General features: G+C 69.1%; 24 protein-coding genes. 10 read left to right on the top strand and 14 right to left on the bottom strand.

The features are described 5' to 3' along the window. Both ACFWYS_RS35850 and ACFWYS_RS35845 read right to left on the bottom strand, forming a co-directional pair. On the bottom strand, positions 1-584 hold a 584-nt coding region (locus ACFWYS_RS35850; RefSeq protein ID WP_384778143.1), incomplete at its 3' end, for an RICIN domain-containing protein. A gap of 195 nt (positions 585-779) precedes the next feature. Further along, complete coding sequence (locus tag ACFWYS_RS35845) at positions 780-2,219, bottom strand: RICIN domain-containing protein (protein ID WP_384778140.1); 1,440 nt, start codon at positions 2,217-2,219, stop codon at positions 780-782. A gap of 341 nt (positions 2,220-2,560) precedes the next feature. Between ACFWYS_RS35845 and ACFWYS_RS35840 the strand changes: the two genes are divergently transcribed. Then, entirely contained in the window at positions 2,561-4,903 is a 2,343-nt protein-coding gene (locus ACFWYS_RS35840; protein WP_384778137.1) for an alpha-L-fucosidase, read from the top strand. A gap of 67 nt (positions 4,904-4,970) precedes the next feature. On the opposite strand, the gene ACFWYS_RS35835 is transcribed toward ACFWYS_RS35840, so the two are convergent. Next, positions 4,971-6,023, bottom strand: coding sequence for a LacI family DNA-binding transcriptional regulator (locus ACFWYS_RS35835; protein ID WP_384778134.1), 1,053 nt, complete (start codon positions 6,021-6,023; stop codon positions 4,971-4,973). Between the two features lie 112 nt (positions 6,024-6,135). On the opposite strand from ACFWYS_RS35835, the gene ACFWYS_RS35830 reads away from it, so the two are divergent. Further along, positions 6,136-8,028 (top strand): amidohydrolase, encoded by a 1,893-nt coding sequence (locus ACFWYS_RS35830; RefSeq protein ID WP_384778131.1) that lies wholly within the window; start codon positions 6,136-6,138, stop codon positions 8,026-8,028. 428 nt (positions 8,029-8,456) lie between these two features. Here the strand turns inward: ACFWYS_RS35830 and ACFWYS_RS35825 are convergent, their stop codons facing one another. Beyond that, on the bottom strand, positions 8,457-9,161 hold the full coding sequence (locus tag ACFWYS_RS35825) for a hypothetical protein (protein ID WP_384778128.1): 705 nt from the start codon (positions 9,159-9,161) through the stop codon (positions 8,457-8,459). 149 nt (positions 9,162-9,310) lie between these two features. Then, positions 9,311-10,081: an MBL fold metallo-hydrolase gene (locus ACFWYS_RS35820; protein ID WP_384778125.1), complete on the bottom strand. Its 771-nt coding sequence runs from the start codon at positions 10,079-10,081 to the stop codon at positions 9,311-9,313. A 46-nt stretch (positions 10,082-10,127) separates the two neighbouring features. Here ACFWYS_RS35820 and ACFWYS_RS35815 point away from each other — a divergent pair, with 46 nt between their 5' ends. Beyond that, on the top strand, positions 10,128-10,427 hold the full coding sequence (locus tag ACFWYS_RS35815; RefSeq protein WP_384778122.1) for a hypothetical protein: 300 nt from the start codon (positions 10,128-10,130) through the stop codon (positions 10,425-10,427). A gap of 35 nt (positions 10,428-10,462) precedes the next feature. After that, positions 10,463-10,714, top strand: coding sequence for a transposase family protein (locus tag ACFWYS_RS35810; RefSeq protein ID WP_384778119.1), 252 nt, complete (start codon positions 10,463-10,465; stop codon positions 10,712-10,714). Here ACFWYS_RS35810 and ACFWYS_RS35805 read toward each other — a convergent pair. Further along, the gene (locus ACFWYS_RS35805) at positions 10,680-11,387 is read right to left on the bottom strand and encodes a TetR/AcrR family transcriptional regulator (protein ID WP_384778116.1); all 708 of its coding nucleotides are present in this window, start codon (positions 11,385-11,387) and stop codon (positions 10,680-10,682) included. The genes ACFWYS_RS35810 and ACFWYS_RS35805 overlap by 35 nt on opposite strands. Positions 11,388-11,504: 117 nt before the next feature. Here ACFWYS_RS35805 and ACFWYS_RS35800 point away from each other — a divergent pair, with 117 nt between their 5' ends. Further along, positions 11,505-12,212, top strand: a complete 708-nt coding sequence (locus tag ACFWYS_RS35800) for an NAD(P)-dependent oxidoreductase (RefSeq protein WP_384778113.1) — start codon at positions 11,505-11,507, stop codon at positions 12,210-12,212. 548 nt (positions 12,213-12,760) lie between these two features. Then, on the top strand, positions 12,761-13,387 hold the full coding sequence (locus ACFWYS_RS35795; protein WP_384778110.1) for a DUF4232 domain-containing protein: 627 nt from the start codon (positions 12,761-12,763) through the stop codon (positions 13,385-13,387). Positions 13,388-13,658: 271 nt separating this feature from the next. Here ACFWYS_RS35795 and ACFWYS_RS35790 read toward each other — a convergent pair whose 3' ends face one another. Continuing rightward, a complete protein-coding gene (locus tag ACFWYS_RS35790; RefSeq protein WP_384778107.1) occupies positions 13,659-13,919 on the bottom strand; it encodes a hypothetical protein in 261 nt (86 codons plus the stop codon). Positions 13,920-14,112: 193 nt separating this feature from the next. After that, entirely contained in the window at positions 14,113-15,084 is a 972-nt protein-coding gene (locus tag ACFWYS_RS35785) for a GlxA family transcriptional regulator (protein ID WP_384778104.1), read from the bottom strand. Between the two features lie 126 nt (positions 15,085-15,210). Here ACFWYS_RS35785 and ACFWYS_RS35780 point away from each other — a divergent pair, with 126 nt between their 5' ends. Beyond that, entirely contained in the window at positions 15,211-16,182 is a 972-nt protein-coding gene (locus ACFWYS_RS35780; RefSeq protein ID WP_384778101.1) for an NADP-dependent oxidoreductase, read from the top strand. A gap of 77 nt (positions 16,183-16,259) precedes the next feature. Beyond that, positions 16,260-16,775 (top strand): hypothetical protein, encoded by a 516-nt coding sequence (locus ACFWYS_RS35775; protein WP_384778098.1) that lies wholly within the window; start codon positions 16,260-16,262, stop codon positions 16,773-16,775. Between the two features lie 71 nt (positions 16,776-16,846). Here the strand turns inward: ACFWYS_RS35775 and ACFWYS_RS35770 are convergent, their stop codons facing one another. Continuing rightward, on the bottom strand, positions 16,847-17,371 hold the full coding sequence (locus ACFWYS_RS35770; protein ID WP_384778095.1) for a DUF1877 domain-containing protein: 525 nt from the start codon (positions 17,369-17,371) through the stop codon (positions 16,847-16,849). 241 nt (positions 17,372-17,612) lie between these two features. Between ACFWYS_RS35770 and ACFWYS_RS35765 the strand changes: the two genes are divergently transcribed. Next, positions 17,613-18,173, top strand: a complete 561-nt coding sequence (locus ACFWYS_RS35765; RefSeq protein ID WP_384778092.1) for a GNAT family N-acetyltransferase — start codon at positions 17,613-17,615, stop codon at positions 18,171-18,173. Positions 18,174-18,526: 353 nt separating this feature from the next. Here the strand turns inward: ACFWYS_RS35765 and ACFWYS_RS35760 are convergent, their stop codons facing one another. The 4 genes from ACFWYS_RS35760 to ACFWYS_RS35745 all read right to left on the bottom strand — a co-directional run bounded on the left by ACFWYS_RS35760 (position 18,527) and on the right by ACFWYS_RS35745 (position 21,833). Continuing rightward, positions 18,527-18,736 carry a hypothetical protein gene (locus tag ACFWYS_RS35760; protein ID WP_384778089.1) on the bottom strand — a complete coding sequence of 70 codons (210 nt, stop codon included), beginning with the start codon at positions 18,734-18,736 and terminating at the stop codon, positions 18,527-18,529. A gap of 284 nt (positions 18,737-19,020) precedes the next feature. After that, positions 19,021-19,584: an MBL fold metallo-hydrolase gene (locus ACFWYS_RS35755; RefSeq protein ID WP_384778086.1), complete on the bottom strand. Its 564-nt coding sequence runs from the start codon at positions 19,582-19,584 to the stop codon at positions 19,021-19,023. A 50-nt stretch (positions 19,585-19,634) separates the two neighbouring features. Then, positions 19,635-20,420: an indole-3-glycerol phosphate synthase TrpC gene (trpC, locus tag ACFWYS_RS35750; protein ID WP_384778083.1), complete on the bottom strand. Its 786-nt coding sequence runs from the start codon at positions 20,418-20,420 to the stop codon at positions 19,635-19,637. Positions 20,421-20,489: 69 nt separating this feature from the next. Next, positions 20,490-21,833, bottom strand: a complete 1,344-nt coding sequence (locus ACFWYS_RS35745) for a ferric reductase-like transmembrane domain-containing protein (RefSeq protein ID WP_384778080.1) — start codon at positions 21,831-21,833, stop codon at positions 20,490-20,492. 284 nt (positions 21,834-22,117) lie between these two features. Here ACFWYS_RS35745 and ACFWYS_RS35740 point away from each other — a divergent pair, with 284 nt between their 5' ends. Next, a complete protein-coding gene (locus ACFWYS_RS35740; protein WP_384778077.1) occupies positions 22,118-23,224 on the top strand; it encodes a ricin-type beta-trefoil lectin domain protein in 1,107 nt (368 codons plus the stop codon). Positions 23,225-23,260: 36 nt separating this feature from the next. Here ACFWYS_RS35740 and ACFWYS_RS35735 read toward each other — a convergent pair whose 3' ends face one another. Continuing rightward, positions 23,261-23,983: a FadR/GntR family transcriptional regulator gene (locus tag ACFWYS_RS35735; protein ID WP_384778075.1), complete on the bottom strand. Its 723-nt coding sequence runs from the start codon at positions 23,981-23,983 to the stop codon at positions 23,261-23,263. Positions 23,984-24,358: the final 375 nt, after the last annotated feature.

The raw sequence follows: 24,358 nt of genomic DNA, 5'->3' as shown, positions 1-24,358 counted from the left end.
GGGGTGTGGGGGCGGCCGGCGGGCTTCCCGGGCCCCCCCCCCCCGCCGCTGGAGGACCACCGGAACGTCGACGGCAGTGAGCCGCCACCGCCGCCGCTGCCGGCGCGGACCAGTTGCCACTGCTGGTTGGCCCCGCCCCAGTCGGTGAACTGCACGACCTTGGCACCGTCCGCGGTCGACGCGTTGTCCACCTCCACGGCCTTGCCGCTGCTGCGGGCGATCAGCCGGACATAACCGTCCGACGAATCAGCCAGCCGGAACTGCTGGTTGGCGCTGTTGGCGTCACCCCACTGCACGATGTCCGCGTGGTCGGCCATGGAGTTGTTCGCCACGTCCAGGACTTTGCCCGAGTGCTGCGCCTTCAGCCGGTAGTAGCCGCCGCCCGAATCGACGAACTGGAACCGCTGGTTGGCGTTGTCGGTGCGGGTCCACTGCGTGAGGCTCGCACCGTCGGCGGTGCTGACGCCCGCCACATCCAGAGCCTTGCCACTCTCCCGGTTGACCAGCACATACCACGCACTCGTGTCCACACTGGCCGCCTGCGCCGTCCCGACGGCACCCAACCCCGACAGAAGCGTTGCCATCAAGGCGGTCACCGCGGCGAGCACGGCCGTTCGCCTGCCGCGACGCCACCACGGCACCCTGCATGCCGTACGCATGCCCGTCATCCGCTTCTCCTTCACTGACGCGCGGCCGCCCGGCCGCAGTGGGGGGACGCGCCCCGGGAAGGGTCGGGGCGCGCTGCTGTTGGAGATCGTCGGTCGGCGTTGCCGCCCGTCTCACACCGCGGGACGCTGGAACTGCTGGTTGGCGCCGGTACCGCAGGGCCACTGGATGAGGCGGGCCCCGCCCGCCGTCGAGGCGTCGGCGACGTCGAGGCACTTGCCGCTGTGCCGGGCCACCAGGCGGTAGTAGCCGCCGCCCTGGTCATCGAACCGCCACTGCTGGTTGGTGCCCGTCGTGCAGTGGTACTGGCTCACGAACGCGCGGTCGGCGGTGGAGCCTCCCGCGACGTCGAGGCACTTGCCGCTGTGCTGGGCGAGCACCCGGACATAGCCGTCGCCGGCGTCCTGGAGGCGCCACTGCTGGTTGAGGCCTCCGTTGCAGGTGTACTGCAGCGCGATCGCGCTGTCGGCGGCCGAGTTGTCGGTGATGTCGAGGCACTTGCCGCTGTGCCGGGCAACCAGGCGGTAGTACGGGCCGCCGCCCACTCCGGTGACCGTGCCGGCGGCCGTGTCGACGGCGACCTGCGGGTACCACGGCAGGTTCATGGTGGTCCGGGTCGGGAAGGTCAGCGGCAGCCACACGTACTGCGAGTCGTTGACCGTGCCGCCCATGGAGTTGCCCCAGCGGTCGCCCATGTAGAGGTAGGAGGTGCCCGAGGTTCCCTGCACGGGCAGCACGAACGCCGTCTGGGAGCCGTAGGCGGTGGCGTCACCGATCTCGGCCATGGCGGTCCACGGTCCGGCCAGACTGGTGGCGGTGGCGTACCGCTGCTGGTTGGGGTTCCAGCCGCTGGTGCCGGACGTGAGCATGAAGTAGACGCCGTCGCGCTTGAACAGCGCGGGTGACTCGCGGTAGTTGTTCGGCCAGGGGTTGGCGACCAGGCTGTCGTAGCCCGTGTAGTCGGCGTTGAGCTTGTAGATGTGCAGATCGGCGTTGCCCGCCGCGGACGTGACCTGGTACGCGGTTCCGTCCTCGTCCTTGAACAGCGTCATGTCCCGGGACGTCGTACCGGACGAGGGCCGGAAGCTGCCCCGCCAGGCGTAGTCGCCGTCGACGGTGTCGGAGACGGCGACCGCGGAACGGGACTCGTTGTAGTCCTTGCCGTTCTCCTTGTGCATCCACATCACGAACGTGCCGGTCGTGCTGTTGTAAATGACCTTCGGCCGCTCGATGTTGGCGACCGCCAGCTCGGGGTCGCTGGCCTGGGTCAGCACGTGGCGTCTGAACTCCCAGGTCTTCAGGTCGGTGGAGCGGTAGGCGGAGACGGCCTTGAACGTGTTGTCGGCGTTGCGGTTCTCGCCGAACCAGTAGTAGTACGCGCCCACCTTGATCACCCCGCCGCCATGGGCGTGCACGACGGCACCGGCGGTGTCGGTGAACTGCGTCCCGTTGGTCACGGCGACCGGGGCCGCCTGGGCCGGCGCGCCGGAGGCGAGCAGCGTGAACACGCCCAGGACGAGGGCGAGAAGAGGGGGGAAGGCACGTCTGAGCATCGGTACTCCGCTCCGAGTCACAGGCTTCTCTTTGTTTAAATCTGTTCGGATCCGTCGCAGGACAGTAGGTACCAGGCATGTCCTCGTCAATAGCTACCGCACGGTAAATACATCCCATGTCAAGACTCACCAGTCCGGCGGGCGTAGGGGCGAAAGTCCTGCTGCATTGGGTATTTGCGTCAGGTCTCTGGACAACAGTCCGCTCCGTACCCGCTAATACATCCAATGTTCCAGTTGCGTCGCGGCATGGGGTTCATCACCGGGACACCCCACGACCCGCTTGCTTTGAGCCTGAAACAGCACACCTTCCGTGCGGTTCTGCGAACAGTCAGGAGAGAACCTTGCCCGAACCGATCAGTCGCCGCAGAGTACTGACCGGCATGGCCGCGATGACGGTTGCCGCAGCCGTCTCGCCGACGCTGGCGACCCCCGCCCACGCCGCCGCCTCCCCACAGCCGCTGCCGCTCCTCCCACTGCGGATCCCCAAGCCGGACCTGGACATCGAGCAGCAGTCCGACGAGAAGATCAAGTGGCTGCAGGACGCCAAGCTCGGCATGTTCATCCACTGGGGGGTCTACTCCGGCCCGGCCAGGGGCGAGTGGTACATGGAGAACGCCGCCGTCACCCCGGAGAACTACCGCAAGTACGTCACCGACACCAACGGCGAGCAGTTCACCGCCGCCGCGTACAACCCCGCCGACTGGGCGCAGCTGGCCAAGGACATGGGCGCCAAATACACGGTGCTCACGGCCCGTCACCACGACGGGTTCGCGCTGTGGCCGTCCACGCACCCGAACGCCTGGCACAGCGGACAGGCGCCCCTGAAGCGCGACTTCATCGGCCAGTACGTCACCGCCGTGCGCGACGCCGGGTTGCGGGTGGGTCTGTACTACTCGCCGTTGAGCTGGCGCTACCCCGGCTACTACGACGTCCGCGGCACCAACTGCCTGCCCAACGCCTGGGGTTACGTCACCGATCCCGCGCACAAGGAGAACGCGCGGATCATGAAGAACGAGGTGTACCAGCAGGTCAAGGAACTGGTCACCCAGTACGGCAAGATCGACGACCTGTGGTGGGACGGCGGCTGGATCGGCCAGCAGGGCACCGACGCGGACGCCGCCTTCTTCTGGGAGCCCGGCAAGTTCCGCGACCCCGCCAACGAGTGGCCGGTTGACTCCGCCTACAGCGAGACCGACGCCGCCACCGGCAAGCCGCTCGGGCTGACCGGCCTGGCGCGCAAGCACCAGCCCGACATCGTCACCACCCTGCGCTCCGGCTGGATCGGCGATTTCACCAGCGAGGAGGGCGGTTCCGTGCCGACCGGGCCGATGCGCACCGGCAGGCTGGCGGAGAAGTGCTTCACCATCGGCGGCGCCTGGGGCTACAAGGCGGGCGCGCCCGTGATGAGCTTCGGCGGCATCATGAACGTCCTGGTCAACGCCTGGGTGCGGAACATGACCGTGCTCCTCAACGTCGGCCCCGACCGCACCGGCGTGGTCCCCGCCGACCAGGCGGCAGCCGTGCGCAAGGTCGGCTCCTTCCTGTCCACCTGCGGCCAGGCCGTCTACGGCACGCGCGGCGGGCCGTGGGAGCCGGTGGACGGCCAGTACGGCTTCACGCAGCAGGACAACACCTTCTACGTCCACCTGCTGCCCGGCTACAGCGGTACCTCCTTCACCACCCCGTCCACCGGGGACGCCAAGGTCACCCGCGTCTTCGAGGTCGCCACGGGTACCGACCTGTCGTACACCGTCGGCTCGGACGGGAAGGTGACGATCACCGGGATCAACCGCACCCGCATCCCCGAGGACAGCGTCGTCGGCGTCACGCTGGACCGCTCCGTGCAGCCGGCCGACATCGCCGCAGGCAGGACGGCCACGGCCAGCAGCGAGGAGACCTCCCACGGCAACACCGCCGCCAAGGCCGTCGACGGCTCCACCGCCACCCGCTGGTGCGCGAGCAACGGCGACACGGGGCAGTGGCTGAAGGTGGACCTGGGGGCGGCGAGGTCGCTGACCGGAACCCGTATCGCCTGGGAGTCCCCGGCCACGAACTACCGCTACCGGATCGAGGGTTCCACCGACGACGCCAACTGGACCACCCTGGCCGACCTGACCGCCACCACCGCCACCAGTCAGGTGCAGGTCTCCGTCTTCCGCGCTCAGGCGCGGTATGTGCGGGTGACAGTCACCGGGCTGCCCTCGGGTGTCTGGGCATCGATCCGCAGCCTAGAGGTCTACGACCGGCCCTTCGGCGCGGACGTAGCCACCGTCCGGCTGGTGAACCGCAGGAGCGGCAAGGTACTGGACGTCAGCGACGCCTCGACCGCCGACGGGGGCGCCGTCATCCAGTGGCCGTGGGGCGGCGGTACCAACCAGCAGTGGAAGCTGCTGCCCAACACCGACGGCTCCTACCGGCTGTCCAACGTCCGCAGCGGCAGGGTCCTGCAGAGTCCGGGCGGCTCCGCCCAGGGCGACGGACTGAACCAGTGGAGCGACGACGGCGGCGACAACCAGTCGTGGAAGCTGATCCCCTCCCGGACCAGCGGCTACTACCAGCTCGTCAACGTCCGCAACGGGTGGTGCGCCGACGTCAAGGACGCCGCCACCGCCGATGGCGCCGCGGTCATCCAGTGGCCGGCCACCGGCGGCTCCAACCAGGACTGGCAGATCCTCGCGCTGTGACGACACCGGCCGGGTGCCGTGCCGCCTGACGGCGCGGTCCCCGCGGCGGGAGGCTCAGGCCGGGCGGTCACGGTGTGCCGCGGCTCCTTCGCGCCGCCCGTCGTGTGGATCGTCGAGGGTGCAGCACCGGTTGCACGAGCCGGTGCCGGTCCACGCCGCTGCGGGCGTTGATGACGGCGATCAGCAGGTCGACCGCTTCCTCGCCCACCTGGTTCGGACGCAGGCTGAGCGTGGTGACGGGCGGGGTGGTCGCCGCGTAGTCCGGATCCTCGCTGATACACGCCACCAGCAGGTCCTGCGGTACCCGGAGCCGGTGGTGGCGAGCGGCGGCCAGGATGTTGTGACCGGAGTCGGAGTAGACGCCGACGACGGCGTCCGGTCTTGGGTCGTGGTCGAGCAGCCGGCCGACCGCGTCCTGTTCGGCCGTGAAGGGGTCGGGCAGCGGGGCGTACTCCTCCACGAGGGCGGGCATGCCGTGTTCGTCGCACCAGGCCCGGTAAGTCTGCGCGATCAGGCGCGGGTACGCGTCGTCGTGCAGGGGCAGCGAGAGCCCGATCCGGCGGGCGCCGGACTCCGCGAGGTGGCCGAGGAGCAGGCGAAGGCCGGCTTCGTAGTCGGTGTCCACCCACGTGTCGCGCCAGTGCGGCTGGGGCGGCCGGCCCTCGCTGACCATCGGTATGCCGCGCTCCCGCAGGATGGAACGCACAGGGTCCTCCGTGCGCGGATCGACGTGGATGACGCCGTCCATCGGCGTGTTGAGCCACATCCACGGTGACATCGAACTCGGCATCACCTGGAGCAGATAGCCGCGCTTGTGCGCCGCCGCAATGGCGCCCAGCGCCAGCTGTGCGTAGTACGGGATCTCGGTGTACGGGACGGGAAGGTCGCCGTACGTCGTCATGGTCAGGCCGAGCACTCCGGTGCCGCCGCGGGCCAGTGCACGGGCCGTGCTGGCGGGCGCGTAACCGAGTTCGCGTGCCGCGGCCAGCACACGCTGCCTGGTCGTCTCGGACAGTCGTCCGGTGCCGTTGAGCGCATTCGACACCGTGGCCGTGGACACCCCGGCACGTGCGGCCACGGCATCCAGCGTGGGACGCCGCCAGACACGCGAGCTCGTCATGTGTACCCCATGTTCCCCGACAGCCCTGTGACGGCTTGTGGTTACGAACTTAATCAATCAGCGTGCCCGGCGACGGCGGCCGGGGCCGGCCGCCGGGTGAGGAGTTAATCAGATGCCAGATGTCTTCGACGGCACCTCCGCCGCACCCGCGGGCGGACCCCTTCACCGGCGGACGTTCCTGGCCGCGGCCGGGGCGGGCGCCCTCTCGGTGGCTGCCGCCGGTACAGCCGCACAGGCCGCGACCGGCCGACATCCGGTGCGGGTGTCCACCGTGATCCTGAACGGAAGCGTGTTCACCGCGACCCACGGCAGCGCACGAGCGCAGGCGGTGGCCGTAGGCAGCGACGGAAGGATCCTGGAGGTCGGGTGCGACGCCGACATACGCCGGCGCATCGGCCCCCGTACCGTCGTCATCGACGCCGAAGGCGGCACCATCATGCCGGGCCTCCAGGACGGGCACATGCACCCGCTCGGCGCGGCCGCGCAGTCCCTGAACCCGTCGCTGGGCAATGCGACCATGACGGTTGCGCAGTTCCACGCCCAGATCCAGGGGATGCTGGACGCGACGGCGGCACAGGAACCGGACGGCTGGCTCCAGGTGACCGACTGGAACCCGGTCGGCCTGCTGCCCGCGGGCACCGTGGCCGACAAGAAGCTGCTCGACTCGCTGAACACCAGGCGCCCGATCTTCCTCCAGGGTTCGGACTTCCACAACAGCCTCGCGAACAGCAGGGCGTTGGCCCTGGCGCGAGTCGACCGCACCACCCCCGATCCGGCGGGCGGACAGATCGTCCGCGACGGCTCCGGCGAACCGACCGGCCTGCTCAAGGACGACGCCCAAGGGCTCGTCACCCGGGTGATCCCGCCGCCGAGCCCTGAGCGGATCGAGGCCGCCCAGATCAAGATGGCCGGCACGCTGCTGGCCGCCGGCATCACGTCCTTCCTCGACGCCGCCAGCGGCGAGGAATCCGTCAAGACCTACGCCGAGCTCATGGCCAAGGGCGTGCTGCCGCAGCGCATCACCCCCGCGCTGCTGATCGACGCGGAACTCGCCAAGAAGCCCAAGGAGGCGGCCGAGTTCCTGCGCGGCGTGCGCAAGCGGTTCGCCGGACCGGCCGGGCTGCGGCTGACCACGGTCAAGGTGTTCCTCGACGGGGTGATGGAGTTCCCGGCGCAGAGCGCCGCGCTGCTGGACCCGTACCTGGACGCCCAGGGCAGGCCGACCGACCACCGTGGTCCCCTCCACGTCAGCGACCGCGACTACCGGGCCCTCGTCGCCGCGCTGGACGCGGACGGCTGGCAGATGCACGCCCACGCCATCGGCGACCGTGCCGTACGCACGGCCCTGAACGCCTACGAGGCCGTCGCCCGCCCCGGTCGCCACAGCCGACGGCACACCATCACCCATCTCCAGCTGGTGCACCCCGACGACTACCGGCGCTTCGCCCGCGCCGGAGTGGTGGCCAGCATGCAGTTGCAGTGGGCGATGCCCTCCTCGTTCACGAACGACGCGCTGCGCCCCTTCATCGGGCCGGAGCGATATGAGCGCCTGTACGCGGCTCGCAGCCTGGCCAAGGCGGGGGCCCTGCTGGCCGGTGGCTCGGACTGGCCGGTCGACCCGCTGGCTCCCTTCACCCAGATCGCCACCGCGATCGACCGCAGCAACCCTGGGGAGAACCAGCCGCCGCTCAACGCCCGCGAGGGGCTGACCCTGTCCCAGTCGCTGGTCATGCACACAGCGGGCGCGTCATACCAGTTGCACGACGGGGGCTCGGGAACCGTTCAGTCGGGCAAACGGGCGGATCTGATCGTCCTCGACCGGGACATCATCAAGGTGCCGGTGAAGGACATCCGGGGCACCCAGGTCCAGTACACGCTGGTCTCCGGACGGGTGGTCCACGACGCGGCATCGGAGACGGGACGGGCCCGAGCCGAGGCGGCGCAGCGCATGGGCGCACTGGGCGCGGGCCGGACACACGGTGGTTCCTGCTGCCAAGGGCACTGACCCCGCACAGAGCGGCTGGCCCTGGCTGGTCTTGGTGTCCAGCAGGGCCTGGGCTGCCTGCTGGCGCACGTTGCTGTCGATCTGCCCGCCGGATTCGCGCAACGCTGAGGTGAGCGAGGAGATGCGCTGCTGGTGTTCGGCCTCGGCCCGGGCCGCGCGCTGCTGGCGGGCGGCGAGCAGTCCCAGGCCGACAGCGACACCTGCCATTGCGATGCCGAACGGGCCCCGAGCGCATGGTGATGCCGCCGAGTGCTGAGCGCAGGCCCGAACCGGCGGCACGGGTCATGCCGTTGAGGGTGCCGGTGAAGGTCGTGCCTGCACCGTTCCGAGAGCGTCACCCTCGGATGCACACTCATCTGCTGGAGGCGTCTCACCCCACGACGGTAGACGGCCCCTGCACCGCATGGCCCGTGAACTGTAGAGGCCGGTCAGTGCACGCGTTCACCGCACTCTGCCGGGAACAGGACGGCGCCGGGCGGCAGTTCGCCTGGACGCCGTCCCGTCACCCGTAGGCACGCTTCAAGAGAGCCGTCCACGGGCGGGTATTCGAGGGCAACCTCGTCCAGCACGGTGATCTCACCGCCGAGGTGCAGTTCCACCGCGTGCACGCCGCCCGGGAAACAGCCGGCCAGAGCCCCGAAGGCTGCCGTGTCATTGCCGTCGGGGACACACTCTCGGATCTCGAAGCGCCAGTGCTCGGCCGCATCGGCAAGCAGCGTCCTGCCCCGCTTGCCCAGTCCAGCGAGGAGAGTTGTGCGGGCTCGCAGATGGTGGGCGATGGCGCAGCAGATCGGGACCGCTGTGCCGTAGGAGGTTGTCACCCGCGTGTACTCGGCGTGGGGATAGGACGACAGGGCCTCATCGACCAGCCCCAACGCGGTGTCCCGCGCCGCCGGGTGACCCTGCTGAACGATGTCCAGGAGCAGAGGGGTCGCGACCGCAGCCGCCGGAAACACCGCGGCACTGTGGCCATGGACGATTCCGCCGCCGAGCAGCGAGCCGGCCTCCGCCGCCTCCACCAGGTTCGCCGCACCGGCCAGCGCGCGCAAACCGCGGGCGGCACGGGCCGGTTCATACCAGTCGGGATGGCCCGGTATGGCACCCCAGTCCACCGCGTTGATCGCATCCAACACGACAGCATCCTTGCACCTGGGTGCTACCCACTGCCCCCGCTCAGGCCCGTTGGCTGGCGGTGAATGCACCGCACCTCGTTTGCACTCGTCCGCGCCGGAGCCCACTTCGAACGCGGTTGCCTCCGGGAACGCTGCGAGGCAGCCGCGGCCTAGCCGATCGAGAAGGTGGCGTCGGGGGCGGCGTAGTCGACGGGACCGCCGAACCGCGCCGAGGCGCGCGCCACCGCTTGCTGCGGTGTGAGGAAGCGGCCGACGTGCGTGACGATCAGTCGGCCCGCCCCAGCCGTGCTGGCTGTGTCCCCCGTGTCCTCGGGCGTGTGGTGCACCTGCTCGCCCTCAACCGGCGCCTGCGCGCTCTCGGCTTCGCACAACAGCACGTCGCATCCCTCGGCCAGCTCCGTCAGGCCCGGGCACGGTGCCGTGTCTCCGGAGTACACCAGTGACCTGCCTGCCGCATCAATGCGTACGGCGAAGGCCGGAATGCCGTGCGACACCGCCCGGCTGGTCAGCCGGAGCGAGCCAACGGCCGTCTGGTGCCCGTCGTACAACTCGGTAACGGCGAAGGCGGATTCGATCGGGCTGCGGGCTGGAGTGTTGGTGAGGAAGCCGGCCAGCCGGTCGGCGATTCCAGGCGGGCCGAAGAGAGGGATCGGCGCTGCGAGGCTGATGTCCGCGTACAGGGCGCCGTAGTAAGCGGTGAGCAGGTCCGCGCTGTGATCGGCGTGCAGATGCGAGATCCAGATCGCATCGAGCTCATCCAGCCGCACATGCCGCTGGAGTGGGCCGAGCGTCCCGGTGCCCGCGTCCACCCAGATACGGGTGTCCCCGCTCGACACCAGATAGCCGGAGCACGGATTGTCCACGCTCGGGTAGGGCGTTGCGCAGCCCAGGACCGTGAGGCGAAGAAGCTCGTCACTCATCCCAAGATCCTAGAACACACGATCCACACGTCTTGACGATTACTCCTTGCAAGCAGACCTGTGGCTGTATTTCGAGGCCGATGAGAAGGGCTGGGCGGCGCCACAAGTTGAGGTCCGGGGGCGGGACTCGCGACCGGTGACGGCAGCCTCTGTGGAAGAGGTTCTGCTCTTGCGTGATCACGGCGGTCTCGCAGCGACGGGCCGCCATGAACGGCAGTACGGCGTTCCCGCTGAAGGTCCCATGGAGGGCTGGCAGGACCAGCCACAGGCGGCCGAGATCTCCGCGGAGGAGTTCGAGCGGCTGTGGGGTGAAGCACGGCAGGCCCTCGGTGATAAGGCTCGTTGAAATTGGCTCTGCCCGCAGTTTTGTGATTCGCCCTGGTGGTGGAGGCGGTGGCCGTCGGCCGGCCGGGCCGGTGCCCGGGCTGCCGGAAGTGGGCAACACGCGTGCACAGCACCTACCAACGCACCCTGTATGAGCGGCCGTTGGGCTCCCGTCGGGTCGTGGTACCGCTGCGGGTGCGCCAGTACTTCTGCGACCGCGGGAACTGTTCCCCCAGGACCTTCATCGAACGGAGCCTGTCGGCGCTTGGGAGGCTCAGCGCCGACGCGGGATGCCCAGCGTCTGCATGAGCTGGGCGAGTTCCTCCCGGAAGAGCTTCTCCGGGCTGGTGGTCTGGGTGCGCATGTGACCGTAGACCTCCAGTGACACAAGTCCATGCAGGTGCCCCCAGATACGCAGGGCTAGGGCGACGGCTGCGGGCGGCAAGTCGGGGAAGGCGGGACGCACCTTCCCGAGGAGCCCAGGGTCAAAGTCGGGCCAGTCGAAGGCGCTGTCCTGGTAGAGGCGTCGGGCGTGGGGCCAGGCGGCTGCCGCGAGGGCGGTGAGCCCGGTGCAGACCCGGCGTGCGGCATCCGGGGCGGGGCCTCCCTCGGGGGCCTGGTAGCCCGGTACGGGGTCGCCGTAGATGAGGCGGAACCCCTGGGGGTTGACCAGGGCCCAGGCTCGGAAGGCGTTGGCCCATGCCTCGATCCGGACGGCGGGATCGGCGGAGGACGTGGCTTCCCAGGCCGTGTCCACAGTGTCGGCCAAGGCGGTGTACACGTCGTTGATCAGCGTGGTGACCAGGTTGTCCCTTGTCGGGAAGTACCCGTAGATGGCGTTGGCGGTCATGCCCATCTCGCGGGCGATGGCCCGCAGGGTGATGGCATCCGGCCCGCCCGAGGCCATCAACGCCAGTGCCACCTTCTTGATTTCGGCCGTGGTCTCGGCCCGTAGCCGCTCGCGCCTTCCCGTGACTGTCACAACAGGCACTCTACAGCGTCGACTTACTTATCCCAGTACAGAAACTTCACGGCGTATAGTTTCTGCACGGCGTCACCATTCAGTGGCGTCCCGCTTCTGCATGCACAGGGGAGAACCATGCACATCGGAGTCATCGGCGCCACAGGCACCATCGGCAGCCGGGTCGTCACCGAGGCCCTCGACCGCGGCCACAACGTCAAGGCGTTCAGCCGGGACGCCGTTCAGGCGCAGCGCGAGGAGCGTCGGGACAACATCACCTGGACGAGCGTCGACGTCCTGGACCCGAAGAGCATCGCCGACGTCCTGCCCGGACTCGACGTCCTGATCAGCGGATTCCAGCCGGGCAATGCCGCCAAGGACTTCGCGGACACCGTCCGGCGCTCGATCGCCGACCCGACCGTCTATGCGACGGCGGCGCGGGCCCTGCTGAAGGCTCTGGAGAGCCGCCCACAGACCCGGCTCATCGTGATCGGAGGCGCCGGCAGCCTCGAAATCGAACCAGGAGTGGTGCGCGCCGACTCCGACGAACTGCTGCACGCCGCCCTCGACCAGCTCGGGCTGCCCCGCGAATACGCCGCAGCGGTCCGCGGTCACCGCGACGCCCTGGCCGTCCTGCGGACCTCGAACCGGCTGTGGACCTACTTCAGCCCCGCGGAAGAGATCGGCCCCGGCGAGCGCACTGGCCGCTTCCGGATCGGCGGCGACCAGCCGGTCCTGGACGCTGACGGCCGCAGCCGCATCTCGGTGGAGGACGCGGCCATCGCCTTGATCGATGAGGCGGAGCTGCCGCGCTTCGTGCAGCGCCGCTTCACCATCGGCTACTGAAAGCCACAGCCCATGTCCCCGTGGGGGACCTCATGCACTCCTCCACGGGGACGGGCGACATCTGTCTGAGCCAACCCGGCTGATCGGCCTTCCAGCGTCGTCAGCCGGATACGGCCCCAGAGCGGTGCTGCCAGTCCAGCTGCGCGAGCAGATCCGCACTTGGCCGTAGCCATCACGCAATCGCGGCCAGAGCCGTTTCAAAGATCCTCATCATCGGCAGTTCAGCCTGATCTGACGGGTTGGGATTCGTAGAAGGTTCCGTCGCAGAGCATCGCGAAGAGGACGTCGGCCCGGCGCCCGGCGAGACAGAGCAGGGCCTGGGGAGAGCACTTAGGGGAACGGGGAAGCCCTCGGCATCATCCTCATACCCGAAGACGCAAAGGCCCTGTCTCCGGCTTTCCAACCCGCGCACCGTCTTCGCCAACTACGAGGACCTCCGGTGACGGAATCGAGGCGATGGCGCCGCGCACGGCGAGCAGTCCCACCACCACGCGGACACGAAAGCGCCGCCGAGACCACCGAACTCAGCGGACGGAGAGACGTAGGCAATGAACAAGAATGCGATAGCCGGCGCAACAGTCACGGTCGGCATGATGCTGGCCATGACCGCCTGCACTACCCAGGAATCCGGTCAGCCGCACGCCGCCACCAGCAGCAGCGGTGCATCCCCCACCTCACAGGTGGGGGGAAAGAATGCCCTCAAGAAGTGCCTCACCGCGCAAGTGAAGTGGACTCTCACCCGCCTCGCCGAACCCGTGAACAAGACGTCCAGCCATCTCGCTGTGGCCCAGCTCACCGCGACTAACACCGCACGCCACACGTGCACCTTCGACGGCTATCCCTGGGTCCGCATCTTCAACGGCAAGGCAGAGGACACCATCGCCTCACCGACCACACCAGCCGCCGCCCCGCGGAGGACGCTTGCCCCTGGACGCTCAGTACGGGTCAACCTGCGCTACAGCGAAGCTCGGGATCGGATGGGCAACTGCTATCTGCCGCCCGAGACAAGCGCGGTGCAAGCTCTTCCACCGCACGCCGATCCGCGCGATATCGCCGTGCTGGTCCCCTTGACCGATACCCACGGTAAGCGCCTCCCGCTGAACGTCTGCCAGGAGAAAGTATGGATGACCCCGCCCGTCGACCCGGGCCTTGTCGGTGGCCGTCACTCAGGTTGAACTGGCGGTGAAACTCATCTTCTCAGCCGCTCCACCGACGTCGGCCCTGCCGAGCGCAGCGCCTCCACGCCACGCTGCTCCCACACCCGCCGCCAGTGCCGCACCGGCCGGGCCGCCACCCGAAGCGCGCGACGGCTTCAGTCTTCTCCCCACGAGCGAACCGGTCGGCCGCCGCCGGGTGCACCTGCTCCCGCTTCGCCTGTCCCCGGGCGTCAGTCCGCCCCCTTGCGCATACCGCACGACGACGTCGCACCGCAACGATCAAGAACCGTCACTGCCTGACGGACTCCACGAGTTCGACCACGCTGCCGAGACCCTGCCCCTGAGCGAAGCCGTCGCCAGCCTGGGCCAGCGGCGCCTCCGCCTGGCCCCCGCGGCGCCGCGAAGCGTACGCCAACGACCAGGGCGCCGAGGTCTCGCTCGTCGCCGTCACCGCACGCTCCCACCGCAGCAAGGCCGACCAGGACCCGGCCGACTGGCTGCCGCCCGCCGCCGACGTCCGCTGCCGGTATGCCGCCGAATGGGTCGGCACCAGGCTCCGCTGGGACCTGGCGGTCGACGATGGCGAGCTGTTCGCGTTGGAGAACGTCGCCGCGGGGTTCCGGGGCAGTCGGTCATCTACGAACCCGCCCCTAAGCGGGCCTGGCAGCTGCGCCGCTGATCTGGATGCGGAGCTGAACCTCGGGGCCTCAGAAAACGCATCGCTGGATCATGCGAACCTCCCGTCAGCCGGCTGCCTGTTGGGGGCGGAAGGTGCGGCGGTACGCCTGGGGGCTGACACCGATGGTGGCGTGGAGGTGTTGGCGCAAGGAGGCGCCTGTGCCGAATCCGGCCCGGTGGGCGACCAGGTCGATCGGCCAGTCGGTGGTCTCCAGGAAGTGGCGTGCGAGGTCGACGCGTTGGCGGGTCAGCCACTGTCCGGGGGTGGCGCCGACTTCGTCGCGGAAGCGGCGGCTGAAGGTGCGGACGCTCATGTTGGTGTGGGCGGCGAGGCCGGCCAGGGTGAGCGGTTCGGCCAGGTGCTGCATGGCCCATGCCCGGGTGGTGGCCGTGCTGCCGGTGGACGGATCGGGGACGGGGCGCTGGATGTACTGGGCCTGGCCGCCGTCGCGCCACGGCGGTACGACGCAGGAGCGGGCGACCTCGTTGGCGATGTGACTGCCATGGTCGCAGCGGACGAGGTGCAGACACAGGTCGATGCCCGCGGCGACTCCGGCGGAGGTGAGGACATCGCCGTCATCGACGTAGAGGACGTCGGGGTCGATGCGGGTGCTGGTGAACATCCGCTGCAGCCGGTCGGCTTCGCGCCAGTGGGTGGTGGCGGGACGGCCGTCGAGCAGGCCGGCGGCGGCCAGGACATAGGTGCCGGTACAGATCGCGACGATCCTCGTTCCGGGGCGGATGGCGGCCAGGGCGTGACGCAGCGGGCCGGGCAGACGACCCTCTTCCCGGATCGGTCCCAGTCGGTGAGAGGGCGGGACGACGATGGTGTCGACGGTGGCCAGCAGGGAGGCGTCGTGGGAGACGGCGAGGCCGTAGTCGCCCTCGGTGCGCACGGGACCGCCGTCCAGGCTGCAGGTGGCCACGGAGTACAGGGGGTTGCCGTCCCGGTCGCGGGCGGCGTTGAAGATGCGGGCGGGGATGCCGAGCTCGAAGGGGACGACGCCCTCCAGGGCCAGAACGCCAACACGGTGCATGGCCAGATCCTTTCAGTACATGGCCATCACGCCACCACCGGGGGCGTTGCCGACCAGCCAGTCTTGGGCCGTGCCGGGACCACCGGCACGAGAACCCGATACGCCCCCCGGAGAAGGACCGCCTTCATGCCCCAGCCCATCACCGCCCCTTCGACCATGCGCGCCGTGTCCCAGGACAGGGCCGGAGCCCCCGACGTCCTCAAGATCGTCGAGACCGAGCGACCGGAGCCGGGCCGGGGCGAGATCCTGGTCCGTGTGCGCGCGGCGGGCGTGAACCCCGCCGACTGGAAGACCCGCGAGCGCGGCGTGTTCGCCACCGGAGCGACGCCTCCCTTCACCCTCGGCTTCGACGTGGCCGGAGCCGTCGAGGCCGTCGGCGCCGGTGTGACGATCTTCCAGCCCGGCGACGAGGTGTTCGGGATGCCTCGCTTCCCGCACCCGGCGGGCGCCTATGCCGAGTACGTCACGGCCCCGGCCCGCCACTTCGCCCCGCGCCCACGCGGCCTCGACCCCATCCAGGCCGGCGCCATGCCGCTGGCCGCGCTCACCGCTTGGCAGGCCCTGGTCGACACCGCTCATGTCCAGCCGGGGCAGCGCGTGCTGGTCCACGCCGCGGCCGGCGGCGTCGGTCACCTGGCCGTGCAGATCGCCAAGGCCCGCGGCGCGTACGTCATCGCCACCGCCAGCGCCGCCAAGCACGACCTGCTGCGCACGCTCGGCGCCGACGAGCTCATCGACTACCGCACCCAGAACGTCGCCGACACCGTCCGCGACGTCGATGTCGCCCTCGACAGCATCGGCGGACCCAACTGGACGCGCTCCCTGCGCACCCTGCGCCGGGACGGCATCCTCATCTCCCTGCTGCCGCCGGACGACACCTTCCCCATCCGGCAGGCTGAGAAAGCGGGGGTACAAGCGGTGTTCATGCTCGTCGAACCCGACCAGCAGGGGCTGCGCGAGATCAGCGCCCTGGTCGAGGACGGCCGCCTACGGGTGATCGTCGACGCAGTGTTCCCCCTCGAACAGGCCGCTCAGGCACACACGTTGGGCGAAACCGGCCGCACCACCGGGAAGATCGTCCTGGCAGTCGCACCTTGAACCCGAGAACCCCAGGGCCCTCTCCCAGAGCGTGCCTGGAACGGCCATCTGTCGATCGGGGAGACACCGCCTGGGCAGTGAGCAGCGCCGAGGTTGAGGCGGCCGCTGAAACGGCCCTGGCCACCGGAGATCATCTGCAGGCTTCAGGGGCAGACTATGAGGCAGTTCTCCCCGAGGTGATCAGGAGCCCAGTGAACATGGAATTCGCCGAAGCTGTGGAGACAGTCCTGCGGGACCTCCGGGCACAGTGCGCGGTGCGGCCAGACATACGCCGGGAGGAGGGGACCGGGATCACGCTCTGGGCCCCGGACGGTTCAGGCCAGGGCCTGACTCCGCATCCGGATGGCACCGCCGCAGAGTTGCTCGTGCACCTGGCAGATCAGGTCCAGGACTGGGCGGTGGAGACACTGTGGTCCGAAGGTGCATCGGCGATCTGGCCACACTGCCCGACCCACCCGGACACACATCCGCTGACGGCGACCGTCCGCGCAGATGCGGCGGTGTGGGGAAGCCCGAAGAAGAGGGGAACGACGGTGGCGCGGATCGGAGAACTGGAGACCCACTGGAGCGGGTTCGAATCGTCAGCCGGATGACTCGTTCAAGATGACCCGCGCCCTGTATTTCTCCAGGTCTTGAAGTCGTGAGCCGACTTTGAAGTCCTGGGTCAGTCCCACCAGAGCACGAGGAGAAGGTGTCGTTGGGATGCGGCGAGGTAGAACTCGCGTAGGGCAATGAAGTGCCCCAGCAGGTACTTCCTCGGGCCGCCGACGATCTTGTCCGCTCCGTGACCGATCAAGGAAGCGGCCTCGGTGTCCTCGGTGGGCAGGCGGGCCAGGACGGCCGGAAAGTCGATTTGACCGAGCAGTTCCGCGACGCGGGTTACTTGAGCTGCGGAAAGGGCAGTGGGAGGCGGTCCGAAAGGACCGATGGCATGTGGGTGCGTGTTGAGGAAGCCGAGATCGATCGCCGGGTCCCCCTTGGTGGCCTGCCGAAGAGCAGCCAGGTGGGCGTTGTCGAGACCTGCCAGCTCGCAGACCCGTTCCCACACGTCCGGCGCCCAGTCCAGGTCCAGGACGTCCTCCGACGGCGGATCCCAGTCGGGGTCTCCATCGGTCGATGCTCCGGCTGACTGGCGGCAGGCGGCGAGATACTCCGCCGGGACGCGGGCGAGTTGCTGGGTGACGGCCATGACGGCAGTATCCCGACGGCGTCCACCGGATTTCATAATTGGATGGGGTCCTGCTGTTGCTGTCGGTGGAGTTCTTCGGGCGGTAGCTGGGGCCGTTCATGATGCCCCCGGGACAGGCCGCGGTGACCACCAAGCCCAGGAAGACTCGATGCGGCACGCCCCTGCCAGAGATCAACAGCCCGGTTACCAGGCCGCCTCGAAACTCGATCCATGCCGGTCAAACTGATCGTAGGTTCATGCCATGACGACCGATGACGACATGGACTACGAGTTCCGCACTGCCCGGCCTGAGGACACCCAGGCCATCGAGGCACTCGACGGATCCTTCACTACCCGCACCATCTTCCGCGTGGTCGTCACTGAGGACGGGTTCTCTCTCCAGGAGATCCCGGTGGAACAGCCCATCCACAAGGTCTTCCCAGCGGAAGATGCCGACGACGACCCTGCAGCCGAGGAGGATCCGAACAGCCGTACCTTCGTCGCCGTCGGCCCTGACGGTCTGGCGGGCTTCGCTGCTGTCTCCTACGTTCCGTGGAACCGGCGGCTGGCCATCGAGGACATCGAGGTCGCTCCGGCCCATCGGGGCCAGGGCGTCGGCCGTGCCCTGGTGGGCCACGCTGTCGAGTTCGCCCGTGAGCGCGGTGCCGGGCACATCTGGCTGGAGGTATCCAACATCAATGCCCCGGCGATCCACGCCTACCAGCGGATGGGATTCACCTTCTGCGGACTGGACACAACGCTCTACGATGGCACGCCCTCATCGGGCGAACGCGCCCTCTATATGAGCATGCCCTGTCCCTGAAGTGGCCAGCAGACGGCTGACAGGGGGCTGGTACGTCGCTTTGCGCGAACCGTCGTCCCCATGGGAAACGTGACCGCCAGAGTGGGGAATTGCCTGACGCCGGACCCACTTGACGTGGGGAATTCCATGGCCGTCGACACCGCACGAGTGGAGGTGAACCGAACAGGCGGGTCCGCATGTTCCTGGAGGACATGTCCTCTCCGCACGAGCGGACGTGATCCGGCATACCTGATCGAGGGCGACCCCTGAACGACGTGCTGGCCGAGAGGAGGCAGCTCCCGTTCGGCAGCCACCAAATATCGTCAAGACCTCCCCGGATCGGCCGGATCCAACGCCTTGTCGTCCAGGCCGGTTTACTGGCGCCACCCCACCGACTCCAGCTCGTCGTACAGCTCTTTGAGGATCGTCAGATCGTCCTGCCCAGCGATGGCGTTGTGGGAGAGCTGGAGCGCGATCTGCCGCTGCCGGGGAAGCGGCTCGTCGATCTGCATCCACCAGATCTGCGGCAGGCCGGCCTCGATCGCGGCGAGCGCTCGGTGGTCGGGGCGCGTTCGGTCGTTCAACGGTCAGCCTGCGGCGACTTCGTCGACGATCTGCCCTGGCTCCGGCCGCGGGGCGGTGGTGTCCGTTCGCCATGGACGATCCGGATCATCGCCGCCGCTCTCGTCGTCGGCATCAGGAGCGTGCCGACCGCCGCCGAAGCCATGGCCAGGAACCGAGCCCGGCTGATTCTCATGTGTGCCCGCCTCCCCCTTTGCCCCCCGGGGCCGGTACCAGTGTGGGAAGCGGGAGGGCGGGACGGAATCGGCCGATGGTTCATCGCTGGGCGACGAAGGTATGCGGCAGGCTAGACGGGCGTCGACGCCGACGGCACGAACGGTGCGCCGTGGCCCGGCACGATCAGCGCCGGGCCGAGAGCCAGGACCTTCTCCCTGGCGGCCCGCAGCTGCTCGCGGTCGGGCGCGAAGGGGTCGTCGGCCGGTCCCTCGGCGGTCCACCACAGGTGAGTCAGGACCACCAAGCCCTCGTCGGAGGTGACCAGGGTGCTGACGTCCTCGGCGGTGTGGCCGGGGGTCGTCATGAGCGTGATCGACGGAGACACCTGGTATCCGTCGGCAGCGCGGTCCTCCCAGATGTCGTTCCGGTAGATCGCCATGTGGTCGTGGAAGCGGGCCTCGGGGAACAGGGCCGCGTTCAGCGTGTGGTCCGGATGGTGATGACTGAAGATCACGTCGGTCACGTCCTCCGGGTTGAGCTCGTGGTGCGCGAGCGGGTCCAGGATGAGCCGGCGGTCCGCGACCATGCCGGGATCGACGATCACGACCTTGTCGCCGTCCTTGAGCAGGGTGACGGTGCCGGCCACCCGCTCATCGGCGTAGCCGGTGGTCAGTACGTGGAAGGCAGCGGTCATGAGGGGCTCCTCGGGGAACGTGTTGGATTTGGTGCCAGGGCCGTAGGCCGTTACGCCCCGGCCGCCTCGATGAACTCGCGCACAGCGGTGCGAGGGTCACCGGAGCGGACCAGTGCCTCACCGACCAGCACCACGTCGGCTCCCCAACCGCGGTACTCCGCCACGTCCTCGGGGCCCGTCACTCCGGATTCCGCGACCTTGACCGTGCCTTCCGGGATGGCCGGCGCGAGCTCGGCGAACACCTTGCGGTCCACCTCCAGCGTTGTCAGGTCCCGCGCGTTGATGCCCAGGAGCTCGGCTCCCGCCGCGACAGCGCGTCGCACTTCGTCGGCCGTGTGCGCCTCCACGAGCGGCGTGAGGCCCAACTCCTTGCACAGTGCCATCAGGTCGGTGAGCTGGGCGTCGTCCAGCGAAACGACCATGAGAAGCGCAAGGTCGGCGCCGTGCGCGCGGGCCTCCCACAGTTGATAGGGGTCGACGATGAAGTCCTTGCGCAGGACGGGCACGTCGACTCGGGCGCGTACGGCGTCCAGATCGGCGAGAGAGCCACCGAAACGCCTGCTCTCGGTGAGCACGCTGATCGCGGCGGCACCGCCGGCCGCGTACTGCGCCGCGAGGGACGCGGGGTCGGGGATGGCTGCCAGCGCCCCCTTGCTGGGGCTCTTGCGCTTCACCTCGGCGATGACGGACACCCCTGGCGCCCGGAAACCGGGCAGCGGGTCGAGCGCGGGTGCCGCGTCCGCCGCCCGGGAGCGCAGCTCGGCCAACGGCGTCGCACGCTTTCGCACTTCCAAGTCCTCGCGCACTCCCGCGAGGATGCCGTCGAGAACGCTCATCGGCCTCTCCTTATGTCTATTCGTCTGCCGCCGCGGACGTCCCCCGGCTTGCACCGCCGCAGGCGGGGCTCAGGCCAGGCCGAACCGCTCGGCGTGCACCTGCCGGTGCGGCACCTTCAGCCCGCTCAGGGCGCTGAGCACGGCCGAGGTCATCGGGGGCGGGCCGCATACGTACACGTCGCGTTCGGCTATGTCGGGAACCAGGGCACGGAGACTGTCCGGCTCGAACGGCGTGCTCCCCTCCCCCGTGCGGCCGGTAAGCAGATGCAGCTCGCCACCGCGGTCCGCGACCAGGTCTCGTACCTCGTCGACGAGTACGGCATCGTGCTCGCTGCGCACCCGGTAGAGCACGACGACGTCGCCGGCCGGCTCCTCCTCCAGCAGGGCCCGAACCGGCGTGATCCCCACCCCTCCGGCGATCAGGAGTGCGCCGGGACGCGTTCGATGCAATGAGGTGAACGCGCCGTACGGCCCCTCGACGAACGCACGGCTGCCGACCGGGATCTGCCGCAGGCCGGCACTGGCGCTGCCGACGGCCTTGGCGGTGAGGCGCAGCGTGCGTCCGTCGGGTGCCGCCGACAGCGAGAACGGATTCGCCAGCCACCAGTGGTTGTGGCCGGGGAACCGCCAGATGCAGAACTGGCCGGCCCGGGCCGGCAGCCTGTCGAGGCGGCGGCCGGTGACGTGTACCGACACCACGTTGTCCGACTCCGGTACCACCGCGGTGACTTGGAACCGGTGGTAGGCGTTGCGCCACAGAGGCACGACGATCCGGCCCGTGACCAGGGCACCGAACGCGAACAGCCACAGGGCCCACCAGTAGATCTTCGCGAACGCGGAGGACGTGAAGGTCGTGGTCTCCTGCAACTGGTGGACGAACGCCAGCCCCAACGCCACGTACAGCAGCAGGTGCAGGCCGTGCCAGGTCTCGTACCGCAGCCGCCGCCTCACCTTTCGGGCGGAGACCGAGGCGACCACGACGACTATCGCCGCTGCCAGCATCCCGAGCAGCGAGGCCGGCACTCCGGCCAGCGCGAAGAACGTCTTCAGCATCGACGCGTCATCGAGCCTGGCGAAACCCAGCACCACCAGTACGGCGTGGGTGAGGAGGGTCCACAACAGGGTGAAGCCGACCCACCGGTGCCACACCGTCAACCGGTCCATGCCTATACGGCGGTCGAGCCACGGCAGCCGGGCCACCAGCAGCAGCTGGAACAGCAGCAGCACGGCGGCGTGCAGGCCGAAGAACTTGGCGACCGTGAGCACTCCGTTCTGGCCGGTCCCGGCGTTGAGGAACAAGACCTCGACGATCGCCAGGTTGACGATGACAAAGGTCCACAGCGCCCATCGCGCCGCAACGACCGGAGGTACGGTGCGTGGCCGCGCCCGCCCCTGTGAACTCGTCGCTTCCACCGCGTCCCCTCATGTCCGACCTGACGGCCCGGCCGCCGTCGGCCAGTACGTTGAGTGATTAAGGCCTTAACCACAAGCCTGTAGCCGGAAGTATTGACGCCTCCCGCTGCGGACAGTCGTGCACCGAGGGCCATACATGGGATGTCAATGGGCGCGATGACTCACCATCAAGCAACTGCCCCCTAATTTCACGGACATTCATAGGATGTTCCACCCGGGAACGTGGTATCTATACGGGTGCACCGGCGCTGATTCACCCCACCACTCGCAGAAGAGGACGCCGCATGAGAAGACCTCGGGTTCTCCCTCTGATCACGCTTGCCGCTGCCGTGTTCGGGGCGACTGCCGCAGGCGTGGCCCCCGCCTCCGCCGCCCCCAACACGCCGTTACGAGTCATGCCGTTGGGCGACTCGATCACCTGGGGCGTGGGAGGCAGTACGGGCAACGGCTACCGGGGCCCGTTGTGGGACAAGCTCGCGGCCGACGGTCATCCGCTGGACTTCGTCGGCACGTTGCGGGGAGGTTCGATGTCCGACCCCGACAACGAAGGCCACTCCGGTTACAAGATCCACCAGATCGCCGCACTCACCGACGCCGTGCTGACCCGCTACCGGCCCAACGTCGTGACGCTGCACATCGGTACCAACGACCTCAACGAGAGCTACCAGGTCTCCACCGCCACCGCCCGGCTCAGGTCGCTGGTCGAGCAGGTCACCGCCGCCGCCCCCGACGCAACCGTCCTCGTGGCCTCCCTCGTCGTGTCCACCAGCGGCTCGGAAGAGCAGTACAGGGCCGCCTACAACCAGGCGATCCCCCAGATCGTGAACGACGCACAGGCCTCGGGCAAGCATGTCGCATACGTGGACATGAGCAGCCTGACCACGGCCGACCTGGCCGACACCCTGCATCCCAACGACTCGGGCTACCAGAAGATGGCCACCGCCTTCCACCGCGGCATCCAGGCCGCGGACAGCGCGGGGTGGCTGCGCAACCCCGCCCCCGCCCCCGAACGCGTGCAGTCCGGCATCGCCGGCAAGTGCCTGGACGTCAACGGCGCCGGCACCGCCGACGGGACCGCCGTCCAGACGTGGAGCTGCGGCGACGGGGCCAATCAGTTCTGGTCCGCCTACACCGACGGCACGCTGCGCTCGATGGGCAAGTGCCTGGACGCGTCCGGCTGGGGCACCGCCAACGGCACCAAGGTGCAGCTCTGGTCCTGCCACGGCGGCGCCAACCAGGTCTGGCAGCCCTACAACGGCGGCTACCGCAACCCCGCCTCAGGCCGCTGCCTCGACGTTCCCGGCTCCTCCACGGCCGACGGCGCGCAGCTCCACCTGTGGGACTGCAACGGCGGCTCCAACCAGAAGTGGACCACTCCGACCGCCGGATGACCCCCGCTCCCGGGTGGTCGGGGGCGAGTCAGTGCCTCAAGTCCGCGTCGCCGTCCCGAAAGGGAGGGCCTCGCCTGAGCGCAGATACTCCCGCAGCCACTGCTCGGTGTTGCTGACGTGCAGCAGTGCGGCGGCCTGGCTGAGGGTGGCGTCGCGGGTGGACAGGGCGTTGAAGATCGCCTCGTGTTCGGCGAGAGTGCGGCCCGCGGCCTGGGTGTCGACCAGACCGCGCCAGATGCGGGCGCGCAGGGTACGGCCGGAGATTCCTTCGAGGAGGGTGAGGAGGGTCTCGTTGCCCGTGGCCGAGATGACGGCGCGGTGGAAGGCCGCGTCGTGGGCGTTGAGGCGTTCGACGTCCTCGCGGGCTTCGCGCATGGCGTCCAAGTGCCGCTTCACTTCGGCCAGTTGGGCTTCGGAGATCCGGGTGGCGGCCAGCGCCGTGGCGACCGGTTCGAGGAGTCGCCGTACCTCCATGAGGTCCTGCAGGGCGACCGAGTCGCCCTGCAGCAGCTCCACCGCACCGCCGAGCCCTTCCAGGAGCAGGCTCGGCTGGAGGCTGGTGACATACGTGCCGTCGCCCCGCCGGACCTCCAGGACCCGCGCGACAGCCAGCGCCTTGACCGCTTCGCGGGCCAGATTGCGGGACAGTCCCAGCTGCGCGGCCAGGTCCTGTTCCGGTGGGAGCTTCGAGCCCGGGGGCAGCGCGCCGGTCCGGATCAGCTCACGGATCTGTTCGATGGCCTTGTCCGTCAGAGACACCGCGTTTCCCTCCCACCGTGCCCCGTCAGCACGTCCGACCTGATCAGCCCCTGAGCGCGGAGATCGTCCCAGAGGCCGTCCGGGACGCGCTGATCATGGAGTGCCACGTTTTGTCTGACCTGTTCCGGAGTCCGCATGCCGAGGGTGATGTTGATGATACTGGGGTGGGTGTGCGGGAAGGCGATCGCGGCGGCGGGCAGAGTCGTTCCGTGCGCCGCGCACACCACCGCGACTGGCCGCCCCCCCCCCGCCCCCGCCGGCGGGGCGCCGGGGCCGGGCCACGGCACGGACCTGGGCGTCGGTGCGGCCCTTGACGAGATCGATGCGGACCAGCGGCATGGCGGAACTCCTTGCTCGGGGTGTGCCTCGGGGGTG

This window comes from Streptomyces sp. NPDC059010 (assembly GCF_042740355.1).
Lineage (GTDB): Bacteria > Actinomycetota > Actinomycetes > Streptomycetales > Streptomycetaceae > Streptomyces.
This window is presented reverse-complemented; position numbering and strand designations above follow the sequence as displayed.

Bases quoted from the DNA above. Each gene is read 5' to 3' on its own strand.
- ACFWYS_RS35845 (WP_384778140.1), bottom strand. From the start codon at position 2,219: ATGCTCAGACGTGCCTTCCCCCCTCTTCTCGCCCTCGTCCTGGGCGTG.
- ACFWYS_RS35835 (WP_384778134.1), bottom strand. From the start codon at position 6,023: ATGACGAGCTCGCGTGTCTGGCGGCGTCCCACGCTGGATGCCGTGGCC.
- ACFWYS_RS35830 (WP_384778131.1), top strand. From the start codon at position 6,136: ATGCCAGATGTCTTCGACGGCACCTCCGCCGCACCCGCGGGCGGACCC.
- ACFWYS_RS35820 (WP_384778125.1), bottom strand. From the start codon at position 10,081: ATGAGTGACGAGCTTCTTCGCCTCACGGTCCTGGGCTGCGCAACGCCC.
- ACFWYS_RS35800 (WP_384778113.1), top strand. From the start codon at position 11,505: ATGCACATCGGAGTCATCGGCGCCACAGGCACCATCGGCAGCCGGGTC.
- ACFWYS_RS35795 (WP_384778110.1), top strand. From the start codon at position 12,761: ATGAACAAGAATGCGATAGCCGGCGCAACAGTCACGGTCGGCATGATG.
- ACFWYS_RS35785 (WP_384778104.1), bottom strand. From the start codon at position 15,084: ATGCACCGTGTTGGCGTTCTGGCCCTGGAGGGCGTCGTCCCCTTCGAG.
- ACFWYS_RS35780 (WP_384778101.1), top strand. From the start codon at position 15,211: ATGCCCCAGCCCATCACCGCCCCTTCGACCATGCGCGCCGTGTCCCAG.
- ACFWYS_RS35770 (WP_384778095.1), bottom strand. From the start codon at position 17,371: ATGGCCGTCACCCAGCAACTCGCCCGCGTCCCGGCGGAGTATCTCGCC.
- ACFWYS_RS35765 (WP_384778092.1), top strand. From the start codon at position 17,613: ATGACGACCGATGACGACATGGACTACGAGTTCCGCACTGCCCGGCCT.
- ACFWYS_RS35755 (WP_384778086.1), bottom strand. From the start codon at position 19,584: ATGACCGCTGCCTTCCACGTACTGACCACCGGCTACGCCGATGAGCGG.
- trpC (WP_384778083.1), bottom strand. From the start codon at position 20,420: ATGAGCGTTCTCGACGGCATCCTCGCGGGAGTGCGCGAGGACTTGGAA.
- ACFWYS_RS35740 (WP_384778077.1), top strand. From the start codon at position 22,118: ATGAGAAGACCTCGGGTTCTCCCTCTGATCACGCTTGCCGCTGCCGTG.